This window comes from Laspinema palackyanum D2c, from assembly GCF_025370875.1.
GTDB classification, from domain to species: Bacteria; Cyanobacteriota; Cyanobacteriia; order Cyanobacteriales; family Laspinemataceae; genus Laspinema; species Laspinema palackyanum.
The window spans coordinates 60,515-84,057 of sequence record NZ_JAMXFD010000022.1; the positions used below are offsets into that span (position 1 = coordinate 60,515).

Here is a 23,543-nt window from a genome sequence, read left to right on the forward strand (position 1 = left end):
GAGATTATGACAAACGGCTGATGAAATTGGCGTTATAATAGGAATAATATATTGATGGGGAACCGGGATATGACACAACTACAAACTGATATTTCTACCCCGACATTGACTTTTGAAGAATATTTGTACTATCAGGGAAAACCCGATGTTATCTGTGAGTTATACCGGGGGAAACTGCTTGAAATGCCAATACCGCCCGGATTGCACACCCGAATTTGCCATTTTTTAACCGCCCAATTTCAGCGTTATTTTGTCACTCACGATTTACCGTTAGTGACGACGGGGTTGACTGGAGTCCGAACCGAAGACAATACCTCGCGAATTCCCGATGTGGTCATCTGTTCTGCGGAACTTTGGGACCGAGTTTGTACGAGAAAATGTGCAGGCGTCTTAGATTTTGAAGAAAAACCTGTGATGGTTGTAGAAGTCACGAGCGATAATTGGCGGGAAGATTATATTCTCAAGCGCGCCGAATATGCGATGGTAAATATTCCCGAATATTGGATTATCGATCCGAATAAGTCGAAAATCCAAGTTTGTTTTAACTCGAACAATGATAATGGGTACGAAGATTTAGAATTTTTGCCAGGACAGGATATTCATTCGGTGCAGTTTCCGGACTTGATTTTACCTGTAAATCGCGTCTTTTCTCCTCCGCTGGTGACCGATTTAATCCGCGAAGAACAAGCTGAACGAACACAGCTAGAACAACGGGTTCAAGAGGAACGTCAACGGGTTCAAGAGGAACGTCAACGGGCTGAAGAGGAACGTCAACGGGCCGATCGCCTTGCCCAACGCTTGCGAGAAATGGGGATAGATCCAGATGCAGTTTAATGGGAGTTAGATTAAAAGTACAGCAGCAACACTGGCATAATTAAGAACAGAGAACCGATGGAGGACATGAACATGACAGCAGAAAGAGTGGTAGACTTGACAATGGATGAACTTAAAACGATGATTGCTCAAGTTGTGGATGAACGGTTAGGGCAAGGGGAACCCCTCGAAAACATCGTCAAAAAACGGTCTTTACAAGAAATTATGGATTCGGTCGATCGCCACAGATGGACACCTCCATCGGGTTCGCCTACAGGTAGCGAAATGATTCGGGAGGAACGCCAACAATGGCAGATGCCTATGTAGTGGATGCCAGCGTGTTGATTCAGTATTTCTTAACAGAAACTAATACGCCACAGGTGCGGGTTTTAATTGGGGGTTTGGCAAGGGGCGATCGCTTGTATGTTCCAGAATTTGGCCTGTTAGAATGCGTCAACATTCTGTGGCGGAATGTCCGCTTTCAAGGGTTGCCTCAGACAGACGGGGAACAGATGATTCGCGATTTGTTAGATTTACCCTTGGACATCAAACCCGTTAGTGAACTGCTACCTCGTGCGTTTCAAATCGGTTTAACTCATCAGTTAGCAATCTATGATTCGCTTTATATCGCCTTGGCATTAGATCGGGATTGCCCTTTAATTACCGTTGATGTCCGACAATCTCAAGCGGGGGCAGCTAGTGGTGTGGTTTTGAAGGCGATCGCTGATTTTTCGTCGTTGCCATAATCAAACTGGACAGTTTGGCTTTAGTAGCGACTTGAGCGCCAAATCCCTGTAAAAATGGTAAGTTAGTCGGTTATGGATTAGAATTGTGACTTTCAAAATTGGTTTACTGGGATTGGGAACGGTGGGCGCAGGAACGGCGCAGATCTTGCTAGACTCCGGAGGACGTCATCCGTTGTTGCAGGAGTTGAAAATTGCTCGGGTGGGGGTGCGATCGCTGGATAAACCCCGGGATATCGACCTTCCTGCGGATATTTTAACCACGGATTTAGAATCAATCGTCACGGATCCTGAGATTGATATTGTGGTGGAGTTGATTGGCGGGTTGGAACCGGCGCGATCGCTGATGTTGAAGGCGATCGCCTCTGGGAAGCATATTGTCACTGCCAACAAAGCGGCGATCGCCTTACATGGTGCAGAAATCTTCACTGCTGCCAATGAAAAAGGGGTCTATGTGATGTTAGAAGCGGCAGTGGGAGGCGGTATCCCGGTGATTCAACCCCTGAAGCAGTCTTTGGGAAGCAACCGCATCCAAGGGGTGATGGGTATCGTCAATGGCACCACCAACTACATTCTCACCCGGATGCAACTGGAAGGGGCGGATTTTGAGGCGGTGCTCGCGGATGCTCAAAAATTGGGTTATGCGGAAGCGGACCCCACGGCAGATGTGGATGGTTTGGATGCTGCTGATAAAATCGCAATTCTGGCATCCTTGGCATTTGGGGGACGCATCAAGCGTGAACAAGTTTATGCCGAAGGGATTCGCCAGGTGAGTGCAGAAGATATCGCTTATGCGGAAAAACTGGGATTTGTGATTAAGTTACTGGCGATCGCCAAGCGGGAAGCAGGTCCTACTCCTCAACCTAACAGCGAGATTGAAGATCGCTTACAGTTGAGAGTGCATCCGACCCTAGTGCCGAAACAACATCCTTTGGCGAATGTGAATGGGGTTTATAACGCTATTTTTGTGGAAGGGGACCCGATCGGACAGGTGATGTTTTATGGACGAGGGGCCGGTGCAGGTCCCACGGCAAGCGCCGTGGTTGCGGATATTTTAAATGTGGCGGCAGTCTTGAAAACGGAAACGGAACCGATACCCCATCCGTTGTTAAGTTGTTCTCATCAACATTACTGTGCGATCGCCCCAATGGAAGATGTGGTGACACGCTTTTATGCCCGATTTTTGACTCAGGATAGTCCTGGGGTGATCGGGGAATTGGGGACAATTTTTGGCAAAAATGGCGTCAGTCTCGAATCCGTGGTGCAAATTGGGATGCGTGAAAATCAGGCGGAAATTGTGGTGGTTACCCATGATGTGAAAGAAGGCAATTTTAATCATGCCTTAGATGAAATTCGCAATCTAGCGGCGATCGTCTCCATTCCGAGTCTGTTGCGCGTTCTTTGATTAGTTGATAAGCAAAAACCGGCGGGGGTTTAAACCCCCGCCTAACAGAATCAAGTCGGTTAAAAACCGACTAAAAACATCACGCGATCAGACACGCAGTCGGTTTTAATGGACATCTTAGTGAACTCCAAAAAATAAAACCCGCAAAAAGTTCGTAGTAACCCCTTCAGGGGTTTCTTTAAAGATGACTCCGTGAAGGAGTCACTACGAACGAACGTTTATATGATTTATTTGTTGGAACCCCCTTACACTGTTTGCAATAACCGCTGGTTTTTTTTAACCGACTAAAAATATCACGCGATCAGGCTTTTTTTTCAGTCGGTTTCAACCGACTTGATTCTGTTAGGCCGCCAATCGTTTAAACCCCCGCCGGGTGTGGCGACTAGATAATTCACTCTAATTTTTACCTCTAAATCCTATGTTAAATTCTCAATTCCCTGTTCCAGAAATTATCATTCCCGATGAGTTGCTTCCGCCCAAGGACTTGCGGTTATCGGTGGGGGGAAGTTTTAAGGCGATCGGGACCGAATTTTTTCGTTATTTTATAGAATTAGCGGGTTTACAGCCTGATGAAGCGGTGCTCGATGTGGGGTGCGGAGTGGGACGGATGGCGGTTCCTCTGACCCAGTATTTGAGCGATCGCGGCAGTTATGAGGGATTTGATATTGTTGAACCCGGAATCACCTGGTGCCAATCTGTGATTTCTCCGCGATATCCGAATTTTCAGTTTCAACGGGCGGATTTGTACAATCAGTATTATAACCCCACCGGACAAGAACACGCGAATACTTATCGCTTCCCCTATTCTGATAATTACTTTGATTTTGTGTTTTTAACTTCGGTATTTACTCATATTCTACCTGATGGAATAGAAAACTATTTGCGAGAAATTTACCGAGTTCTTAAACCGGGAGGACGAGCGCTCATTACCGCTTTTTTATTAAATAAAGAGTCAGTGTCCTGCTTAGAAACGGGTATGAGTGCCCTGGAGTTGACAGAAATTTTTGAGAACTATCGACTTGCGGATAAAACATTCCCAGAGTCAGCAGTTGCTTACGAAGAACGTTTTTTTATAAAATTGGCCGAACGAGTTGGATTAAAGGTTAATTTCCCGGTCTATTACGGGTCTTGGTGTGGACGAGAAGACTTTTTAAGTGTTCAAGATATCCTGTTGATGAGTAAACGGTAGTCCGATGTAGAGGGGGAAGTGGGACTCGGGAAATCTCCCTCTTGAGGACTATCGGGGGTGGCAGGGGTCGGGATTAATCGGGAATTAATCCTGAATCCGTGATTCTTAGGTATGAGCAAGGATTTTGGGGAGAGGATTGGGGGCCGGACTGTTTTTCCTCTACAATTCTCTAAAATCGTTGCGATCGCACAGACGAGACTCGGCGAGTACACTCTATTTTATTGGTTACGGTGATAGGAGTTTAGGTGATGAAGGGTTGGCAGAAATTCCAGGGACCAAGACTTTTTCGGGGACTGGGTGTGGCCCCTGGGGAGACAGCTGTCACTCCAGGGTTACCCCCTCGGACTCCAATGCGGGTATTCATGATGGTGTTTGGGTTGATGCTGCCGGTGGGCATGATGGAATCGGCAGATGCCCAGTCTACCTATACGGATATTACCAATCATTGGGCAAGGACTTGTATTGAAAACCTCGCGCAAAGGGAGATCCTCTCGGTGTTTTCCGCTGATACGTTTCGCCCGGAGGACCCAATTCAGCGGGTGGAGTTTGCCTCGGTGGTTCGCAAAGCGTTCCCAAATGTGGAACCTGTTCGGGATCCGATTGAATTTATTGATATTCCGACGGATTATTGGGGGCGGGAAATTGTCCAGGATGCTTACCGTAGGGGGTTTATTTCTCCTTATTCCGGTCGCATTTTTAACCCGACTCAGGTGATTCCCCGTTGGCAGGCGATCGCCTTGTTAACCACAGGTTTGCGCTACAAGTCGCCGGAGAATAGCATGGAGACGATTGAGGCATCTCTGGCGGATTGGGAAGGGATTCCTGATTATGCCCGAGGGCCGATCGCCGCAGGGATTCAAAACCGTCTGGTGGTGAATTATCCCGATCCTCGGACTTTAAACCCCACAGAACCGATTTCCCGGGGTGAGTTGGCATCGATGATTTGTCAAGTCAAAGAAGATATTGGTGCCATTGCTTTGGTCCCTCAACAGTATGTGGCCTCACCGGATGCGATCGCCACCGTAGAAACACCAACCGTAGAAACACCAACCGCAGAAACACCAACCGCAGAAACACCACCTGTAGAAACACCAACCGCAGAAACACCACCTGTAGAAACACCACCTGTAGAAACACCAACGGCAACGCCTCCAACCTCTGCGACCCCGATCGCTGCTGGGAATCAACGGTGGCAATCTGCTGTCTTGACCAATGTTTTGAACTTCCAACCCCCGGGAATCACCCCCGATTCCCAGGTGGAACAATGCGTTACCGATACCACTGGAACCCGTCGCTGTGAGTCCATTTCGGCCTCAATGGATGCAACGGCGATCGCCATTGATGGTCAAGGATTTATCATGGCAAGTGGTCATCGTGGGGCGGATTTGGCCCCGATTAATCTCTGGGACCTGAGAACCGGGGACCGGATTCGGACTTTACCCGGACATACGGGGAGAGTGGGGGCCTTGGCGATCGCCCCCAATGGACAACGGGCGATTAGTGGCGGTGGCGATGGAGAGATTAAAATTTGGGATATCAGAACTGGGACTCTAACTCAAACCCTCACGGGACATACTAGCGAAGTGACGGGATTAGCGATCGCCCCCAATGGCAATACTGCCATCAGCAGCAGTCGCGATCGCACGGTAAAACTGTGGGATTTGAATACCGGCGAACTCCTGCGAACCCTGGACGATCGCCAAACGGCTATGTTAGATGTAGCAGTGAGTTCCGATGGTCGAATGGCCGCCAGTAGTAGTGAAGATGGACTGGTTCGCCTCTGGAATCTCCAAACCGGGGAGTTAATTCGGACGATTTCTGCGGATATTAATGCGGTCCGAACTCTCGCTTTTAGTCCCAATGGTCAGACTTTGGCAACAGGTGGAGAGGGAACGATTCGCCTGTGGAATATCGCCAATGGGGATTTACTTCGCACGATCGCCCGCAATCCCGAGGCAACCTTTTTTGAAGTTGCCTTGAGTAATGATGGGGAAACTCTGGTGGGAACGGTTCAAGAAGGAGACATCAATGCGATTCGGGTTTGGGATGTGAGAACCGGGGCATTATTGCACTTTTTCCCCACAGCAGCAGCGGCGATCGCCTTAACTCCCGATGGTCAAACCTTGGTGGGTGGGGGTTGGGATATTAAAATTTGGCGGATGCCTTGAGGGATGGAAGAATGAACCACGGATTGCACAGATTTTCACGGATGGCGGGATTGATGGCACTCATGGCGATCGCTGCTGTGGGATTTACTCAGGTTCCTTTTTCGGGGAGGTGGGAAGGGTGGGGGTTGCAGGCGTTGGCGTCAGATTCTCCGCTGTTTAATCCGCCTCTAGCGATTGAGGAGGTGACGGCAATCGCCAAGGATATGACGGTGTTTATTGCCGGTCCGACTTCGGGTTCGGGGGCGATCGTTCATCGTCAGGGGACTGTTTATACAGTTCTGACGACGAAGACGGTGGTTTCTGGGTCTGGTCCCTATCAAGTGGTGACAAGCAATGGCCGACGGTATTCGGTGAGTCCGGAAGGGGTAATTCTGCTGCCTCTGGTGGATTTGGCTGTCTTACAGTTTACCAGTTCTGAAACCTATCCGGTGGCACAGTTGGCCGAACCCTCGGATTCGCAAATTTATCTCACTGTTGCCAATCAACCCCAAACGACCCTGTTCGCCGCAGGAAATTTAGTGTCTACGGCGGGAACGAATCTCTCGGATGGGTACGATTTGCGGTATAATAGTGCCTTGAAATCCTCTGGGAGTGGCGGTCCAGTGGTGGACCGTTGGGGTCGGTTGATTGGGATTCAGGGTCGGTTTAATCCTGAGTCGGTGACGGGAAGTTCGGCCATTGCCGTGAGTAATTTTGTGCGATTAGCGCCTACGGTGGGGTTAAATTTGGGATGGCGGGGTTGGATTCTGTCTAATGTGATCCAACCGGCAACCCAACCCCGGGCGATCGCCTTGAGTCCTGATGGCAGTCTGTTGGCAACGGATGGCGGATACAATCGGATTCAGTTATGGGATTGGCAGTCAAGTCAGTTGAACGCTACCTTATCAGGACATAATAGTGAGGTGAATTCCCTGGCGATTAGTCCCAATAAACAGATTTTAGTCAGTGGCGATCAACAGGGTCAGGTGATCATTTGGAATTTGCGAACGGGACAAATTGCCAATACCCTCACGCGATCGCGTCCGAATCAGTCCAATCCCATCACCTCGGTGGCGATTACTGCCAATGGTCAAACGTTAATCACCGGCAGTAATCAAGGGATTGAACTGTGGGATATTAACACCGGACGCTTGGTTTTGACCTTGCCTGAGTCTGGGGAGGCGAATGCGATCGCCATTAGTCCGGACAGTCGCACATTAGTTAGCGGTCATCTGGATAATACCCTGAAAGTGTGGAACTTGCTGAATGGGAACTTAGTGCAGACCCTGGAAGCGGGAGAACGGGGATTTATAGTCGAATCCGTTGCCATCAGTCCCGATGGTCAAACTATTGCTGCGGGAACCTATCGAGAACTTCGACTCTGGAACCTGGAACGGGGAATTCGCCAGCGCACGATTGTCGCCCATTGTGATTTATGCTATGTGTATGATTTGGCCTTTACTCCCGATGGGACGGGGATTGTTTCTACCAGTGAAGATGGGACTAAAATCTGGAATATAGCCGATGGAACATTGCTGCGGACCCTGGATGGAACGGCGAAATCCTTGGCCTTTAGTGGCGATCGCACCCTAATTTTAGGCGGGGATACCTTGCGAATTTGGCAAGTTCCATAATGAAAATATAGATGGATTCCCCGTTCAAAACTTCCACCCGTTTCTAGTAACCTCATTAAAATTTATATGACGCCGGAAGAGTATTTCGCAGCAGAAGAAATCAGCCCGATTCGTCGCGAATACATTCGGGGGGAAGTCTATCCGATGTTAGCATCTACCCCAGCTCATAACATGATTACCTTGAATTTGGCAACAATCCTCAGAAAACAGGTCCGAGGAACGAAAGGTCATGTATTTGTACAAGATATCAAAATTAGAATAGAAACCGTCGATGCTTTCTATTATCCCGATTTGACCGTGACTTGTGACCCTCGCGACTCCCAGGTAATTAACTCCTTTATTCGCTACCCCTGCTTGATTGTAGAAGTGCTATCCGAGTCTACTGAAGCATTCGACCGAGGGGATAAATTTGCCGATTATCGTCAAATTCCAACCTTAAAAGAGTATTTAATTATCAGTCAAACTCGCCCCCATGTAGAATGTTTTCGGCGCAATGAAAGGGGACGATGGGAATTATATAGTTATCACGCCCTAGAACAAATTCAGTTAACTAGCCTTAATCTCCGAATTGATATGGCGACTCTGTATGAGGATGTTTGGTAAGAGAATAAATCTTAGCGCCCCGAATGGTGTCGGCGACGCCAACTCCGGTGAAGAGTCCGCCAACGGCGAATCAGTTTAATCCCGAAAAAGTAGCTTAAAAATGCACTCAAACTCGCCATCACCACACAGCCGACAAAGAGAGTAAGTACAAAGTCCGCCCCCACTTCCAGTAAGGCTTTCGTGGATTTCAAGCGTTCCATATCAAACTCTTCATGGGATTTGAGTAGCCATTGACCCACCTCAAAATTCAGCCAAAATATCGGCCCATAAGTTAAGGGATTGCTGACCCAAGTGCCAGCAACCGCCATCCATTTATTCCCGCGAAACAGAATCGCTAAGGTCACCCCAATAATCGTTTGCAGGCCAAATAAAGGAAACAATCCCGCAAATACCCCCGCCGCCAACCCTCGGGCGAGGAATTCTGGACTGCCCTTTTGCCGAACTAAACGCCAGAAGTAGTAACGCCAAAACCGATGCCATCGACTGCCGGGACGTTTGCGTTTAGAGAACAGAGAAGTTAAACGAAAGCGATTGATTTTGGTCCTCCGGGAGTTGATGGACAACGGGTGTTTATGCAACATTGTTTTCCCTAGAATAACGGACTGAGTTGTGCAATGGGATTGCTCCCTGAGAGTTTTATAAGTGAGTCTTTAGCTTGAGATTATGACCGATATTTTAGCCTAATTTCCTCATCCTAGGGGGAGATTGGCGATCGCGAGGGATAATAAAGCAGTAGTCATAAAGTATGAAATCATGGATCGGGTGACGCAACGGGAGACGATAGCGGCGATCGCCACGGCGATTGTTCCACAGCAAGGGAGTATCGGGATTGTCCGCCTGTCGGGGTCCCAGGCATTGGCGATCGCCCAAACCCTCTTTCATGCGCCCGGATCCCAACCCTGGGAAACCCACCGGATCCTCTACGGGACAATTCGTCACCCCAAAACCCAGCAAATCGTCGATGAAGCCCTCTTGTTGCTGATGAAATCCCCCCGGTCCTTCACCCGGGAGGATGTGGTTGAGTTTCATTGTCATGGCGGTATCATTCCCGTTCAACAAGTCTTACAACTCTGTTTAGAACTCGGGGCTAGATTAGCACAACCGGGAGAATTTACCCTTCGGGCCTTTTTAAATGGACGATTAGACTTAACTCAAGCAGAAAGTGTCGCCGATTTAGTCGGTGCCCAATCGCCTGCTGCCTCTCAAGCGGCTTTAGCCGGATTGCAAGGCAAATTAGCCCATCCCATTCGCCAATTACGCACTCAATGTTTGGATATCCTAGCAGAAATTGAAGCCCGCATTGATTTTGAAGAAGATTTACCGCCCTTGAATGAACCAGAAATCATTCAATCGATTCAGGGAATACTTAAAGAAGTCGAGAGAATTTTAGGAACTGCCAACCAAGGGCAACTGTTGCGGATGGGATTAAAAGTTGCCATTGTCGGGCGTCCGAATGTGGGGAAATCGAGTTTATTGAATGCCTGGAGTCGTAGCGATCGCGCCATTGTTACCAACCTTCCCGGGACTACCCGAGATGTCGTAGAATCCCAATTAGTCGTTCAGGGAATTCCCGTCCAAGTCCTCGATACCGCAGGCATTCGCGCCACCGAAGACACGGTAGAGAAAATCGGCGTTGAGCGATCGCGACGGGCGGCACAATCTGCTGATTTAGTCCTATTAACCCTCGATGCCCAAGCCGGTTGGACTGCGGACGAACAGGAGATTTATCAACAAGTCAAAGATAAACCCATTGTTGTCATCTTCAATAAAATTGATTTAGTCGAACACATTCCCCCCTTACCTCTGCTAGACAATATCCGCGAAACCGTTAAAACCTCTGCCGCCCATCAACAAGGCATTGAAGCCTTAGAAACCGCCATTTTAAATGCCGTTCATGCCGGAAACTTGCAAGCCGGAAATCTGGATTTTGCCATTAATCAACGCCAAGCCGCTGCCTTAACCCGCGCCCAAACTGCCCTAGAACAAGTTCAAACCACCATTGACCAACAGTTACCCCTAGATTTCTGGACCATCGACCTTAGAGGCGCAATTCAAGCATTAGGAGAAATCACCGGGGAAGAAGTAACCGAATCCGTTTTGGACCGCATTTTTAGCCGGTTTTGCATTGGGAAATAAACAAGTCTTTACCTGTTCACAAGCAAAACCCAATCCAAGAGTCGCTACAAACGTTTGTAGTAACCCCTTCAGGGGTTAAATCAAGATGACTCCTTCAGGAGTCACTACGAACGTTTAAAAATTGGTACTTCTGGAAATACTGGACTCCCTCTTATTTCTGCTTCAAAACCAACAAAGTAATATCATCATACACTTTTTGTTCCCCGATAAATTCCCGGACATCGGCTAAAATAACATCCACAATTTCTGTTGCCGATCGCCCTTGTTGTTGACCCGCCAGTTCCTTCATGCGGTGTAACCCATATTGCACTCCCTCTATATTTTCCGCTTCCGTAATCCCATCGGTATAGACGATCGCCACATCTCCAGGGTTTAATTCAATCTCCATTTCAGCGACAAACTCCCCAATATCTTCCACTAACCCCACGGGAAACCCTAAATCCACTGTATCGATTAACTCCACTTGACCCTCGGCGCGCACCAGGATAATATCTTCATGTTGTCCACTGACCACCAGTTTCCCTTGATGATAATCCAGTAACATCAGGGACATATTCTTTTCCGATTTCATGCGTTGCAAATTGCCATAAACGGCTAAATTGAGCAGGGTCAAAAAATGTACCGGATTGCTGATATCACTTTGGAGGAGAGTGCGGACGGCCATTTGCACCATAATCATTAAAACCCCGCTTTCTAACCCATGTCCCGTCACATCTCCAATGCCAATTTTCACCCCCCCTTGATGTTGAATCACATCATAGTAATCTCCCCCGACTTCCGTTGCAGGTTCCATAAAAGCGGCAATCTCTAAACCCTCAATCCATAGCAACTCTTCTGCACTGGGTAAGAGCATTTGTTGCTGCTGACGAGTAACCTCTAATTCCGCCACTAATCGAACATTTTCAGTTTTCAGCCGAAGCAAATTCAAATGGGTTTTAATCCGGGCTAATAATTCATCCTTTTCTACAGGTTTGGTTAGATAATCATTAGCCCCAGCTTCAAATCCAGCTACTAAATCGGACAATTGATTTTTAGCGGTTAATAATAACACCGGCATTTCTGATGCCTGCCAGGTTTCCCGAATTTTTTGCGTGACTTCATACCCCGTCATTTTCGGCATCATCACATCTAGCAAAACCAGGTCCGGTTTAAAGCCTTTATTGAGAAGTTCTAATGCCTCAAGGCCACTTTTAGCTTGAATCACCGTATAATTTTGCAACGAGAGCATATTAACCAAAACCTGGAGGTTAATCGGTTCATCATCTACAATTAAAAGTTTAGCGGATCCTTGATGAGAGGCAATGACCCGAGGTTCCAAGGGATCCTGGTTTAAATCCGCTGTGGCGAACTGTTTGAGTAAGGGCAAAGTTTCCGAGGAGTTTTCGACTTTTTCCCCAGAAAGAGGCAAAGTAAAGGTAAATTTTGACCCTTCTCCCAGGCGAGACTTTACCCAAATTTGGCCGCCATGTAACTCAACTAATTGTTTGGCGATCGCCAATCCCACTCCCGTTCCTCCATAGAGTCTCGCCGTAGACCCTTCCGCTTGTTCAAACGATTCAAAAATCCGCTCTAATTTATCCTCAGCAATCCCAATTCCCGTATCGGTCAGAGTAATTTCCAGTTGAGAACCCGAGGAAATATTTTCCAACAAGTTATGCCCAGATATTCGCTGGGCAGAAATTTCTATGGTTCCAGTTTCGGTGAATTTAATGGCATTTCCCATTAAGTTATGAAGAATTTGTTGTAAGCGATTTTCATCCGCTATAACCGCTGGTAAATCTAAGGAAATGTTATTGACCAATTTCAGATTTTTATTCCCCACTAAGGGTAAACTGAGGGTAAAGACAATTTCTACTAAGGAACGCAAGTCTATGGGTTTGAGTTGTAAATCCAGGGTTTTGTGTTTGAGTTTCGAGAAATCCAGCAAATCATTGACTAAATTTGATAACCGCCGCCCACTGGAGGAAATCATCGCTAAATTGGCCCGAGTGGGAATGGGTAATTCTCCCGTTGCACCATCAATCAGGGATTCGGCAATGCCAATAATGCCATTCAGAGGCGTTCGCAATTCATGGGACGTATTGGCTAGAAATTCATCCTTGAGGCGATCGAGATGTTGTAATTGAATATTAGCCGTTTCCAGTCGTTGCTTCGCTTGTTCATTTTCACAAACTACCGCCGACAGGGTTAAGGTTGTCAGAGAAAAAACTCCCACAAAAGATTGCAACAGGATTAAAGATTCGTTGAGGTTACTGCGAATAAAAGGTCCCGACTCATTAGCGGTGGCAAAAATGGCGATCACTGAACTAATTAATAATAATAAAGTCGCCGACCATTGTCCAAACCGAAAGACAACCCAGACTAATAAAGGTAGCAACATATATTCGACCGGGTATCCTTTACCGAAAGCCATTTGACAGATTACCAGGGTAATAAATACAAAAACCAACCCTTCCATCCATCGGTGTTGACTTTTTTTCAAAAACACCTTAAATCCCTGACCAAAGACTAATAAAACTGGGGCAAAAACTAGAATTCCTACCACATCTCCAATCCACCAGCTTCCCCAGAGGCGGGGATAAATGTCCGCCGAAATGTTGCCGACTAACAAAATCGTGGTTGCTCCAAAAGTCGCACTTAACATCGGGCTAATTAATCCCGCTAAGACCACAAAATATACGACGTCTTTAACTCGGGAAAACATCCTAAAATTCACCGAGAATTTATGAATAAAATAGGCAGCAGATAGGGTTTCCAACGTATTGCCTAGGGTAAAATTAAAATTCATCAGTAGATCGAGAATGCCCCAGGGAGTTTGATAAAAATTGACCAGGATATTTCCTAATAACACCCCAATGATAATGGGGTATCCCATTAATAAAACCGAGGCTAATGCAATCCCAGACCCGGGCCAGACTGGGCTTCCACCATCTGGGAGGAGGAGGAAGACTGCCCCCCACTCAGAAATGAGGAAATAGACGACTGCCACGATCAGGATTTGGATAAGGGTTGTTTCGCTCTTCGTCAAGGGCCAAGACACTTTTAGGTTTGAATTTGAGGTCATAATTCCTACCGGGTTAAAAGCCAAGAAAACAATAGAATAGCTAGGGGATTGATCCGGATTGAAGTGAATTTAAAATTTAGGGGTAAAATCCTGAATCGATTAACCGCTGAAATGATGAGGGATGGTGACTTGAGAAATTCTCTAAGTCTGAATAGAGAAAACGGTTTCTAACCCTGACGATACTGAAGGCTGAGGAAACCCTTCTCGGGGGACTTGTTTTCCCTCTAATGCTGATTTTTGTCGGGGTAGTTCACCCATAAATTCAACAAAAATCAGCAAAAATCACCGTTTTTCAGTTATACAGTTTTGGCTTGTCTTGCCTGTTTCACCATCGCAATTAACGTGTGGTGAGCATCTTCAGAATCGGCGAGTGCATGGTCAAAGGTGACTCGAACCGGCATAGATTTTCCCCCGATTTCCGCCGTGAGGTTCATCCCCAGGGGGTCGATCGCCAGTAGGGTGGCGGAGGTTGCATCAGGAACCTCCCCAAAGACTTGAGCATATAGCAGCACAGAATCTGCATGGTCGTCGTTCATGTGCTTGCAAATGCGATCGCTCACTTGAGCCGAAATGAGATCCGCCATAGTTTAAACTCCTGATCCGGTAACTGCCAGTCGATTTGAGATCAATTATCCCTTGATTCGGAAACAATTATCCCAGCTTTTCTATTAAAGCAAAAAGAAAATTAGCCGTTAACAGTCCCACTGCGATCGCCAGAACCACAAACAGGGATAAACTGAAAAAAGAGCGCAGAACAGACGGTTTTTTGGGGTCCATATCAAACAGGGAGATAGGGTTGATTACTCCAGGATACAGTACCGATTATGGCGAACTCATCCTCGAAAACTGGGCCACCGAGGGAGAAGAAATGGGCCGTAACGCCTGCGCCAGAGAGACCAATGCAGTCTCATCCATTGCCGGATAGCAAGGGAGATAGAGCAAATGCTGGAACAGTTCACGAGTCTTCCTGGGTTCCCCTTCCCGATGAGTTTCCGGTGGGTCCACTACCGTCATGCTATGGCCCTGAGTTGCGTCAAACCCTGCATTGGCAAGGGTGGCGATCGCAATTTCCGGGTCCTCAGCCAAAATTGGGACAACCCAGTGCAGATTAGGCGAAGCAGCGACCCCTGGCACCTGAATCTCGGGACAATACTCCTGCAACAACTGAATTAGGCGCTGACCCCGGTGAGTTTGTTCCGCTAAACGTTTCTCACTATAACCCTGCAAGCGATGACGGAGTAACCCTAACAGAGGCGCACAAGGTTGATGACGCAGACGCCAGATTAGTTCATCCTGGGGAAACCCCTTCACCGACTGATTCAAAAGGCGATCGTAATCCATTCCCAACCGCCGACATCCCCAAATCAACGCCGTAAATCCAGGGCGACTGGAGAGGGTTTTCAGACCCAGATATTTCAGCAATCTGCGGGTGTAGTTCCCCGAATCTTGGACTGGATAAGTCGATTGGATTTGGCGGAGGCAATCCGCGAGTTGGGAGTCACGCACACGCAATAACCCCCCACCCAGGGCCGTGGCAAACTTGATACTGCCAAAACTAAAACAACTCACATCCGCCTCGGGATGACCCCGAAATCCGGGGGTGAATGCCTGTGCACAGTCTTCGACCAAAATCGCCCCAACGCGATCGCGCGCTGCTAAAATCGGCGCTAAATCCACCCGAGCTCCGAACAAATGCGCGATAATAATCACCCGAGTTCGCGGACCAGTCGCCTGGTCCAAACTAGCGGGATCCGGTGCCATTGTCTGGGGGTCCAAATCAATCGGGACCGGGACCAGGCCATGATGACGAACAATGGTCACCATATCGGGAATGGTCAATGCACTCATTGCCACTTCACTCCCGGGAGGCAATTGCAACGCCTGAAGCAGCAAATCCCACCCCGAACGCACGGATAAACAGGCGACTGCCTCCCCCGTCGAGTCCTGGCCCCACCAGTCCTCCAAGTCATTTTGCAACCCCTGACGCTGTGCATTTCCCACCGTCAATGCTGCACCCAATCCGTAAATCAAATCAATATAATCGATATCAAAACGTTTGCGCGACCACATGGCCTGATCCAATTAACTTTAACTGCCTACTTTAGCGCGATCAGTCCTGAAGTGACACCGGGCCGCCAATCCTTAAAACCGCCGCTTTAGGGATTGGCGGTCCTGAAGCAACAACCGGCGGTGGTTAAAACTAATAGCTAAAGTCGGTTGAAACCGACTAAAAATAGCAATTGTAGGGTGGGCAATGCCCACCTACGATTTTTAAGGCCTTGCACATATATGGCATGATAAGGGAGTAGTCCCTACCCCTAGAGAATATGATTTGTTCTAAGTGCCAGTCCCCCAATCTCAGTAAAAATGGCTTGAAAAGAGGAATATAAAACCATATATGCTGCGTACTGTGGTCGTCAATTTATCGAGGTCTATTCTCCAGTAGGTTATCCCGAAGAAGTCAAACGACACTGTTTATATCTCTATGTTGAAGGGAATGGATTTCGCCGGATAGAAAGACTAACTGGAGTTTGTCATAACACAGTTATTAATTGGGTAAAATCTGCTGCCAATAATTTACCACCCGACCCTGATTATCAAGAGATTCCGGAAGTATCTCAAGTTGATGAGTTACAGACTTATGTGTGTAAAACAAACAGAAGGTCTGGGTCTGGAGTGCTGTAGATAAAAGGTTTCCTGGCATTTTAGCTTTTGTGGTCGGGGATAGATCAAAAGAAATATTTAAACCGTTATGGAAAATTATTCAGGGTTGGGGATGTTTTTTTATGTGACGGATGGCTATGCTGTTTATCCTCAATTTATTGATGAACTTGACCCTAGAGTTAGCAAGCCCTACATGACTCGGGTAGAAGGATAAAATACGCGCTTAAGACATTATCTAGCGCGCCTCCCTAGAAAAACTTTATGTTATTCAAAATCCGTATAAATGTTAAAGATTTCTATTGGATTGCTTCTGTACTACCTGAAACATAGGACTGTACCCCTGCCCAAGTGAAGGACTCGACCCCTGTCCAATGGAATCATACCGCGTATGTGCAATGCCAATCCCTAAAGGGACCTCCCCCAGCCCCCCCTTAGCAAGGGGGGGAGTTGGATTTGAGGTAGGAAATCACGGGAATTCTGAAAAAGATACTATCAACAATGACATCACAAATCCCTAAATCCCTAGTCGGTTTCAACCGACTTTAGCTATGGGGCCGCCAATCGTTTTAACCCCCGCCGGTTGTCGCAACTTTATCCCGCTTCAACAGCAAACTGGCGACAACCATCCCCACAATTGCCAAGAATATCATCGGATAAAAGGCATAAGTATAGCTGCCAAACCAATCGCGAATTTGTCCGGCAATTAGGGTTCCTAACAAGGCTCCCACGCCGTATGCTGTAAACACAATGCCGTAATTTTGAGCATAATTATCCGGATTAAATAGGCGCAGAGTAGTCGTTGGTGCCATTGCTAACCATCCGCCTAGAGATGCCCAAAATAGGCAAAACGCAATCAAATAAGTGGCAACTTGTCCCTCTTTGACATTCAGCATCAACAGGCAGGCAATTAAGACGAGGGTATAAGAAACCATCGCCACATGGCGGGGTTTAAAGCGATCGGTTAACCAGCCAAATAGGGGGCGACTGATGCCATTAAATAGGGCAAATAATGAGACACTGCTGGCAGCTAATGCCGGGTCAATCTTGATCATTTCCTCCCCCACAGGACTGGAAATGCCGATCGCACTCAATCCGACAAAGGTGCCGATGCTGTAACAAATCCAGAGTCCATAAAAGGACCGACTTTTCAGCATATTCCCGGGATAGGCGCTGGGGACGGTACAGGATGCTGGGGACAGGGGTTGTGCCGGTTGCCAGTCTTTGGGTGGCATTTTTAGAGTTGTGGCGATCGCCAGAATAATTAAGGTAAAGGCAATCCCTAAAATTCGCAAGGTTTCTCGCACGCTATAGGCATCAATTAACCCTTTCGCCAGGGGTGCAGTAATCAGAGGTGAGAGTCCAAATCCAATAATCGTTAACCCCACCGCTAATCCTTTTTTATCGGGAAACCATCGCGCCACTACTGCCATTGGAACACCATAAGCAATTCCCACCCCAGTCCCGGCAATCAATCCGTAGGTGAGGGTCATTGCTACAATATTGTTAGCAAAACTCGAAAGAATGTAACCAACTCCAACAATGATTCCTCCGATTGCCGTAACAATTCTTGAGCCAATTCGGGGAATATAAAACCCGGCAATCGGCATCAGGGCTGCATAAAAAACCAATGCCACAGTATAGGGTAACAAACTTTCCGTTGCGCCAATGTTCAGTTCCCCTTCTAAAGGTTTTCTAAACACACTCCAAGAGTAAACACTCCCCAGACACAGTAAAACGCTCATTCCCAGTGGAATCATTAACCATCTGCCCTGTTGTGCAGGCAGTCCAAATAGGGTTAATTCTGAGCGATCGTGAGTGACATTCATCACTGCTAACTCCCTTTTAGAGATAATTCTAGTGGATTTCTATCGGTTCGTTGCTGATTTTTATGGTTGAGCTCGTTTCTATAGAGTTTCTTTTATCAGAGTTGAATCCTCTGATTGCTTCACCTTTACTTTACCACGATTTGCACCCCTCTATATCATGAAAAATCATGAAAACTTGATTTTTACCGAGGCAGGAGTATAGGCGATCGCCCTCGGGGGGGATCGGTTCTCCCGGCGACGACTGCCCCAAATTTGAGCCTTTTGATAGAGGTGGGATTGAATCTATTTTGATATCCTAGGGATAATCACCTTGAAACTTAGCAGCTCAAACCTTTCCCCAGGGAATTCTTTCCGTTGCTTCATTCAGGAATCTACTGTTTAAAATAACCCCTTAAAACTAATATACATCATGACTCAATCTACACAATCAGAATGGATCGAGCGTTTTGCTCGCTTTGGATATGCTGCCAAAGGATTTGTTTACGGCTTGGTTGGTATTCTAGCCTTGCAAGCAGCATTCACCAAAGGGGGACGAACCACGGACCCAAAGGGGGTGCTTTACACCATAGTTGAGCAACCTTTTGGCCAAGCATTACTGTCTTTTGTAACCATTGGTCTAATTGGTTATGCAATGTGGCGTTTTCTACAAGCCTTCATGGATACTGACAATAAAGGTACTGATTTCAAAGGCTTAATCGAGCGATTCGGATTTGGAATGAGTGCGGTCATTTATTCTGGGTTTGCTTTTACTGCCATTAAACTCTTGATGGGAAATGGAGACAGTGGCGGAGAACAAAGTGATCAAAGCGCTCAACATTGGACCGCCCGGTTTCTCTCACAACCCTTTGGAGAATGGTTGGTGGGATTGGCTGGTGCAGTCGTAATTGGTTTAGGATTTTATTATTTTTATAAAGCCTTTAGCGGGAAGTTTCGCAAAGAATTAAAAATCAGAGAAATGACTCCCAATGAAGAAAAATGGGTGATGAGAGCAGGTCGAGTGGGGTTATCTGCAAGGGGTGTTATTTTTACCATGATTGGCTGGTTTTTGATGCGGGCGGCTTATCAATCGAACGCGAATGAAGCCCAGGCTATTCCCGGCACTTTAGATACTTTATTGAGGCAGCCTTATGGGAGTTTGCTGTTGGGGGTTGTAGCCGCAGGATTGGTGATTTATGGACTGTATATGGGAGTACACGCCCGCTATCGGCGCATTCGCCCTCCCCAAGCTGACCCGCAACAACTTTTAAATCTGGGACAATAGGCGATCGCCTCGGCACAAACTGCCTTGGGGGGATGATCCCCCAAACATCACTTTCAACTGATTCACGCCGATGAATGGGTGGCAAATTTTTTCACCAAGTTGTCTGGGATGGCAACCAAACGATGACTTGAAACATGGATAAAACATCCCGTCTGTTTGGCAGTCACGGCAATTTTATCATCCACCATTAACTCGGTTTTGACAATCCATTTAACCGACCCCATGTCACTAAACCACATTCGCCCCTCAATCAAATCAAACAATTTGATGGGTTTATGATATTCCAGACGAGTTTTACCAATGAGGGGCGAGATCCCTAATTCTAATTGCTGTTCTAAAGAAAAATACTGTTGAAATAAATCTAAGCGTAAATCTTCAATCCAGCGCATCAAAATCATTTGGCTGACAAACCCGGTGATATCAATATCGTAGGGTTTCACGGTAAAAGCTAAAGCCGTCTCTAATAGCGTATCTTGTTCTAAGGTCATAGTCCCTCAAACTGGTATCTTAAAAAACGATTTGGTTGGTCCTCTGGGTTAAATGCCGGGAGGCAATTTTACAGGACTCTAACTCATTGTAATCATTTTTTAACAAAAGAACCTACCGGGGACTCTACAAGGGAAGGATTAGGTTAAGGGGACCAGAAACCGGGTTTCTTTCATGACTTGCTGCTATTTGCCATAGATTTGGTAAAGAAACCCGGTTTTTCATCGTTAGGATTGGGCGGGATATTGCTGCAAAACGCGCTTTAAAAATTGTCCCGTGTAGGAATGAGGATTTTCCGCTACTTCCTCTGGGGTTCCGGTGGCGATCGCCTCTCCCCCTTTGTCCCCGCCTTCCGGTCCTAAATCAATCACCCAATCTGCACAGCGAATCACATCTAAGTTGTGTTCAATGGTTAAAATTGAGTTCCCTTTATCCACCAACCGCTGCAACACATTCAACAATTGATGCACATCATAAAACGATAATCCCGTCGTCGGTTCATCGATTAAATACAAGGTTTTTCCCGTAGCGCGTCGAGAGAGTTCCGTTGCCAGTTTGACCCGTTGCGCTTCACCCCCCGAGAGAGTGGGTGCCGGTTGTCCCAGGTGAATATATCCTAATCCCACATCCACTAAGGTTTGCAACCTTGTTGCCGCCCGAGGGATATGTTTAAAGAGTTCTAATCCTTCTTCCACGGTGAGATTCAACACATCGGCAATGGAATATCCCTTGTATTTCACTTGTAAAGTTTCGCGATTATATCGCGCACCTTTACAAATATCACACTGCACATAAACATCGGGTAAAAAGTTCATAGAAATGACATTCACCCCTTGTCCGCCACAAGCTTCGCAACGTCCGCCTTTGACATTAAAAGAAAATTGACCCGGTTTGTATCCGCGCGCTTTTGCTTCGATGGTTTCTGCAAATAACCCCCGAATCATATCAAACACGCCGGTATAGGTAGCAGGATTGGACCGAGGGGTTCTGCCGATGGGGGATTGGTCGATAATAATTACCTTATCCACAGCATCTTTTAAACTCTTTTCACCCAAGGTTTTGAGTGCGCCCATATCCCCGGGAAAGGGAGTTTTTCGGGTGATATGATGTTGCAATGCCGGATACAGTAAATCATTAATTAAGCTGGATTTACCCGATCCAGAAACTCCCGTCACACAAACTAATTTTCCGAGAGGAATTTCTACATCAATCTGCTTGAGATTGTTGCGAGAACAGTTTTTCATCACCAAAGAACGGCCATTTCCTTCGCGCCGTTCCCCCGGGGTTTCAATTTGTACTCGCCCGGATAAATAGGACCCGGTGAGAGAATTTTCCGCTGTTAAAAGGGCATCTAACTGTCCTTGGGCAACAATTTCGCCGCCATGTACCCCAGCGCGAGGACCGATATCGACAATCCAATCCGCAGCGCGAATCGTGTCTTCGTCATGTTCCACGACAATTAAGGTATTACCCAAATCGCGTAATTTGGTTAAGGTATGCAGCAATCGTCCGTTGTCCCGTTGATGGAGTCCGATACTCGGTTCATCGAGAACGTATAACACCCCGGTTAATCCCGCGCCGATTTGGGTTGCCAGACGAATCCGTTGCGCTTCTCCTCCGGAAAGGGTCATGGCAGGGCGATCGAGAGTGAGATAATCCAATCCCACATCTAATAAAAATTGCAGTCGCGCGCAAATTTCTCGGAGGACGAGTTCGGCAATTTGTGCTTGCCGACTGCTCAATTGTAACTGATCAATGCGATCGCGACAGTCCCGAATCGAAACCGAGGTTAAATCATCAATATGTTCACTCCCAATTCTCACCGCCAACGCTTCCGGTTTCAAGCGTTTGCCGTGACAACTTTCGCAAGGGCGATCGACCAAATACTGCTCTAATTTTTGTTTTTGCAGTTCCGAGGCACTTTCTTCATAGTACCGTTGCAACAACGCCAATGCACCGGCATACCGCCGATTGTTTCCCCATCCTTCGATATTAATGGGTTCATCTGCACCATATAAAATGGTTTTTTGCTGTTTTGCCGTCAACTCGTTCCAGGGTGTGGTCAATTCAAATCCATACCCCTTTGCCAATCCTTGCAACACCGAGAGATAATAAGCACTCTCTTTGTCCGCCCAAGGTGCGATCGCCTCATAAATCGGCGCATCCGGGTCCGGAATAATTAACTCCGGGGAAAAGGTCCGAAAACTGCCCAATCCATGACAACTTTCACAAGCACCATAGGGGGAATTAAAAGAAAACAAACGCGGGGAAAGTTCTTCCATCACCGCCCCATGTTCGGGACAAGCAAACTTCTCAGAAAAGACTAATTCGCTCTCTCCGTCATCGGCGGTACTGTCTAACAATTGAATAATCGCAATTCCTTCCGAATGGCGCAATCCCGTGGTTAAAGAATCCACTAATCGTTCTTGGATGCCTGCTTTTTTAATCAGGCGATCAACGACAATTTCAATCGTATGGGTATGATTTTTATCCAGTTCAATCTTGTCCGAAAGTTCGCGAATTTCGCCATTCACCCGCACCCGCACAAACCCCTCGGAAGAGAGACTAGACAGCACTTTTTTATGAGTGCCTTTTTTCCCGCGAACCACCGGGGCGAGAATTTGAAATTTAGTGCGGTCCGGCAGTTCCATCACCCGATCGCACATTTCATCAATGGTTTGTGGGGCGATCGAGCGATCGCAAATCGGGCAGTGAGGTTTTCCCGCCCGTCCAAATAACAACCGCAAATAATCATAAATTTCCGTCACCGTTCCCACCGTCGATCGCGGATTGTGGGAGGTGGATTTTTGGTCAATAGAAATCGCCGGAGAGAGTCCCTCAATGGATTCCACATCCGGTTTATCCAGTTGCCCGAGAAACTGACGGGCGTAGGCGCTGAGGGACTCCACATAACGCCGCTGACCCTCGGCAAAAATCGTATCGAAGGCAAGGGAGGATTTACCGGATCCAGAAACGCCGGTAAAGACAATCAGGCGATCGCGTGGGAGTTCGAGGTCAATATTTTTAAGGTTGTGCTGTCTTGCCCCCCGAATTCGGATCCCATGATCCCGGGGATTGACCACCGCCTCGGTCAGAGAGGATCCATTCAAACTCGGCGCGGGTTGCTTTGTAGACGCACTGGCACGTTTAGGCATAAAAATTAACTATACATTTCTTAATAATTTTAGCGGTTTTGGATGTGGATGCGGGTGTGGAGGTTAGGATGAGAGGAGTTCGGATATCCGAGGGGGTCCTAGTTTCTGTAGCGGGGTTAAAGGGGATAACGACTAAAGTCGTTACTACGAACAGGGGAGAATTCTTCAGTTTGTAGTAACGACTTCAGTCGTTTCCGGATTATGTCTCCCTCGGATATTGCCCCTTTAAAAGATGTTCTTTTAAAGGGGATAACGACTAAAGTCGTTACTACGAACAGGAAAAAATATTTCTTCGTTTGTAGTAACGACTTCAGTCGTTTCCGGGTTATTTCCCTCAAACATTGCCCCTTTAAAAGATAATCTTTTAAAGGGGATAACGACTAAAGTCGTTACTACGAACAGGAAAAAATATTTCTT

The 23,543-nt window shown here is 47.1% G+C and carries 18 protein-coding genes and 1 pseudogene; 11 read left to right on the plus strand and 8 right to left on the minus strand.

Annotated features, from left to right (window positions below; genetic code table 11):
• The first annotated feature begins 69 nt into the window (after positions 1-69).
• From NG795_RS21135 to NG795_RS21170, 8 genes are all read left to right on the plus strand, one after another.
• The gene (locus NG795_RS21135) at positions 70-834 is read left to right on the plus strand and encodes a Uma2 family endonuclease (protein ID WP_367290618.1); all 765 of its coding nucleotides are present in this window, start codon (positions 70-72) and stop codon (positions 832-834) included.
• Positions 835-906: 72 nt separating this feature from the next.
• Positions 907-1,140, plus strand: coding sequence for a hypothetical protein (locus NG795_RS21140; RefSeq protein ID WP_367290619.1), 234 nt, complete (start codon positions 907-909; stop codon positions 1,138-1,140).
• Entirely contained in the window at positions 1,122-1,559 is a 438-nt protein-coding gene (locus NG795_RS21145) for a type II toxin-antitoxin system VapC family toxin (RefSeq protein WP_367290620.1), read from the plus strand. Before NG795_RS21140 ends, NG795_RS21145 begins: the two co-directional genes overlap by 19 nt.
• Before the next feature lie 85 nt (positions 1,560-1,644).
• Positions 1,645-2,961: a homoserine dehydrogenase gene (locus NG795_RS21150; RefSeq protein WP_367290621.1), complete on the plus strand. Its 1,317-nt coding sequence runs from the start codon at positions 1,645-1,647 to the stop codon at positions 2,959-2,961.
• A 418-nt stretch (positions 2,962-3,379) separates the two neighbouring features.
• The gene (locus tag NG795_RS21155; RefSeq protein ID WP_367290622.1) at positions 3,380-4,150 is read left to right on the plus strand and encodes a class I SAM-dependent methyltransferase; all 771 of its coding nucleotides are present in this window, start codon (positions 3,380-3,382) and stop codon (positions 4,148-4,150) included.
• A gap of 350 nt (positions 4,151-4,500) precedes the next feature.
• Positions 4,501-6,318: an S-layer homology domain-containing protein gene (locus NG795_RS21160; protein ID WP_367290623.1), complete on the plus strand. Its 1,818-nt coding sequence runs from the start codon at positions 4,501-4,503 to the stop codon at positions 6,316-6,318.
• Positions 6,319-6,329: 11 nt separating this feature from the next.
• Positions 6,330-7,931 carry a trypsin-like peptidase domain-containing protein gene (locus NG795_RS21165; RefSeq protein ID WP_367290624.1) on the plus strand — a complete coding sequence of 534 codons (1,602 nt, stop codon included), beginning with the start codon at positions 6,330-6,332 and terminating at the stop codon, positions 7,929-7,931.
• A 66-nt stretch (positions 7,932-7,997) separates the two neighbouring features.
• On the plus strand, positions 7,998-8,534 hold the full coding sequence (locus tag NG795_RS21170; RefSeq protein ID WP_367290625.1) for a Uma2 family endonuclease: 537 nt from the start codon (positions 7,998-8,000) through the stop codon (positions 8,532-8,534).
• Positions 8,535-8,545: 11 nt separating this feature from the next.
• On the opposite strand, the gene NG795_RS21175 is transcribed toward NG795_RS21170, so the two are convergent.
• The gene (locus NG795_RS21175; RefSeq protein ID WP_367290626.1) at positions 8,546-9,115 is read right to left on the minus strand and encodes a DUF2062 domain-containing protein; all 570 of its coding nucleotides are present in this window, start codon (positions 9,113-9,115) and stop codon (positions 8,546-8,548) included.
• 172 nt (positions 9,116-9,287) lie between these two features.
• On the opposite strand from NG795_RS21175, the gene mnmE reads away from it, so the two are divergent.
• Positions 9,288-10,670 carry a tRNA uridine-5-carboxymethylaminomethyl(34) synthesis GTPase MnmE gene (gene mnmE, locus NG795_RS21180; RefSeq protein WP_367290627.1) on the plus strand — a complete coding sequence of 461 codons (1,383 nt, stop codon included), beginning with the start codon at positions 9,288-9,290 and terminating at the stop codon, positions 10,668-10,670.
• Positions 10,671-10,821: 151 nt separating this feature from the next.
• Here the strand turns inward: mnmE and NG795_RS21185 are convergent, their stop codons facing one another.
• The 4 genes from NG795_RS21185 to NG795_RS21200 all read right to left on the minus strand — a co-directional run bounded on the left by NG795_RS21185 (position 10,822) and on the right by NG795_RS21200 (position 15,804).
• Positions 10,822-13,734, minus strand: a complete 2,913-nt coding sequence (locus NG795_RS21185) for an MASE1 domain-containing protein (protein WP_367290628.1) — start codon at positions 13,732-13,734, stop codon at positions 10,822-10,824.
• Positions 13,735-14,030: 296 nt separating this feature from the next.
• Entirely contained in the window at positions 14,031-14,318 is a 288-nt protein-coding gene (locus tag NG795_RS21190) for a DUF2470 domain-containing protein (RefSeq protein ID WP_367290629.1), read from the minus strand.
• Positions 14,319-14,385: 67 nt separating this feature from the next.
• Complete coding sequence (locus tag NG795_RS21195; protein WP_367290630.1) at positions 14,386-14,511, minus strand: hypothetical protein; 126 nt, start codon at positions 14,509-14,511, stop codon at positions 14,386-14,388.
• A gap of 45 nt (positions 14,512-14,556) precedes the next feature.
• The gene (locus NG795_RS21200; protein WP_367290631.1) at positions 14,557-15,804 is read right to left on the minus strand and encodes a DegT/DnrJ/EryC1/StrS family aminotransferase; all 1,248 of its coding nucleotides are present in this window, start codon (positions 15,802-15,804) and stop codon (positions 14,557-14,559) included.
• 257 nt (positions 15,805-16,061) lie between these two features.
• On the opposite strand from NG795_RS21200, the pseudogene NG795_RS21205 reads away from it, so the two are divergent.
• Positions 16,062-16,750, plus strand: a pseudogene (locus NG795_RS21205) (IS1 family transposase).
• Between the two features lie 214 nt (positions 16,751-16,964).
• Here NG795_RS21205 and NG795_RS21210 read toward each other — a convergent pair.
• Complete coding sequence (locus NG795_RS21210; RefSeq protein ID WP_367290658.1) at positions 16,965-18,224, minus strand: L-lactate MFS transporter; 1,260 nt, start codon at positions 18,222-18,224, stop codon at positions 16,965-16,967.
• A gap of 409 nt (positions 18,225-18,633) precedes the next feature.
• Here NG795_RS21210 and NG795_RS21215 point away from each other — a divergent pair, with 409 nt between their 5' ends.
• The gene (locus NG795_RS21215; RefSeq protein WP_367290632.1) at positions 18,634-19,485 is read left to right on the plus strand and encodes a DUF1206 domain-containing protein; all 852 of its coding nucleotides are present in this window, start codon (positions 18,634-18,636) and stop codon (positions 19,483-19,485) included.
• 62 nt (positions 19,486-19,547) lie between these two features.
• On the opposite strand, the gene NG795_RS21220 is transcribed toward NG795_RS21215, so the two are convergent.
• Positions 19,548-19,973 carry an acyl-CoA thioesterase gene (locus NG795_RS21220; RefSeq protein ID WP_367290633.1) on the minus strand — a complete coding sequence of 142 codons (426 nt, stop codon included), beginning with the start codon at positions 19,971-19,973 and terminating at the stop codon, positions 19,548-19,550.
• Positions 19,974-20,198: 225 nt separating this feature from the next.
• Positions 20,199-23,126, minus strand: coding sequence for an excinuclease ABC subunit UvrA (gene uvrA / locus NG795_RS21225; RefSeq protein ID WP_367290634.1), 2,928 nt, complete (start codon positions 23,124-23,126; stop codon positions 20,199-20,201).
• Positions 23,127-23,543: the final 417 nt, after the last annotated feature.

What these genes read in the sequence shown, in the direction of transcription:
- NG795_RS21140 (WP_367290619.1), top strand. Translation starts at nt 907, where the DNA reads ATGACAGCAGAAAGAGTGGTAGACTTGACAATGGATGAACTTAAAACG.
- NG795_RS21220 (WP_367290633.1), bottom strand. Translation starts at nt 19,973, where the DNA reads ATGACCTTAGAACAAGATACGCTATTAGAGACGGCTTTAGCTTTTACC.
- NG795_RS21165 (WP_367290624.1), top strand. Translation starts at nt 6,330, where the DNA reads ATGAACCACGGATTGCACAGATTTTCACGGATGGCGGGATTGATGGCA.
- NG795_RS21185 (WP_367290628.1), bottom strand. Translation starts at nt 13,734, where the DNA reads ATGACCTCAAATTCAAACCTAAAAGTGTCTTGGCCCTTGACGAAGAGC.
- NG795_RS21195 (WP_367290630.1), bottom strand. Translation starts at nt 14,511, where the DNA reads ATGGACCCCAAAAAACCGTCTGTTCTGCGCTCTTTTTTCAGTTTATCC.
- NG795_RS21200 (WP_367290631.1), bottom strand. Translation starts at nt 15,804, where the DNA reads ATGTGGTCGCGCAAACGTTTTGATATCGATTATATTGATTTGATTTAC.
- NG795_RS21170 (WP_367290625.1), top strand. Translation starts at nt 7,998, where the DNA reads ATGACGCCGGAAGAGTATTTCGCAGCAGAAGAAATCAGCCCGATTCGT.
- NG795_RS21135 (WP_367290618.1), top strand. Translation starts at nt 70, where the DNA reads ATGACACAACTACAAACTGATATTTCTACCCCGACATTGACTTTTGAA.
- uvrA (WP_367290634.1), bottom strand. Translation starts at nt 23,126, where the DNA reads ATGCCTAAACGTGCCAGTGCGTCTACAAAGCAACCCGCGCCGAGTTTG.
- NG795_RS21175 (WP_367290626.1), bottom strand. Translation starts at nt 9,115, where the DNA reads ATGTTGCATAAACACCCGTTGTCCATCAACTCCCGGAGGACCAAAATC.
- NG795_RS21145 (WP_367290620.1), top strand. Translation starts at nt 1,122, where the DNA reads ATGGCAGATGCCTATGTAGTGGATGCCAGCGTGTTGATTCAGTATTTC.
- NG795_RS21215 (WP_367290632.1), top strand. Translation starts at nt 18,634, where the DNA reads ATGACTCAATCTACACAATCAGAATGGATCGAGCGTTTTGCTCGCTTT.
- mnmE (WP_367290627.1), top strand. Translation starts at nt 9,288, where the DNA reads ATGGATCGGGTGACGCAACGGGAGACGATAGCGGCGATCGCCACGGCG.
- NG795_RS21190 (WP_367290629.1), bottom strand. Translation starts at nt 14,318, where the DNA reads ATGGCGGATCTCATTTCGGCTCAAGTGAGCGATCGCATTTGCAAGCAC.
- NG795_RS21160 (WP_367290623.1), top strand. Translation starts at nt 4,501, where the DNA reads ATGCGGGTATTCATGATGGTGTTTGGGTTGATGCTGCCGGTGGGCATG.
- NG795_RS21210 (WP_367290658.1), bottom strand. Translation starts at nt 18,224, where the DNA reads ATGAATGTCACTCACGATCGCTCAGAATTAACCCTATTTGGACTGCCT.
- NG795_RS21155 (WP_367290622.1), top strand. Translation starts at nt 3,380, where the DNA reads ATGTTAAATTCTCAATTCCCTGTTCCAGAAATTATCATTCCCGATGAG.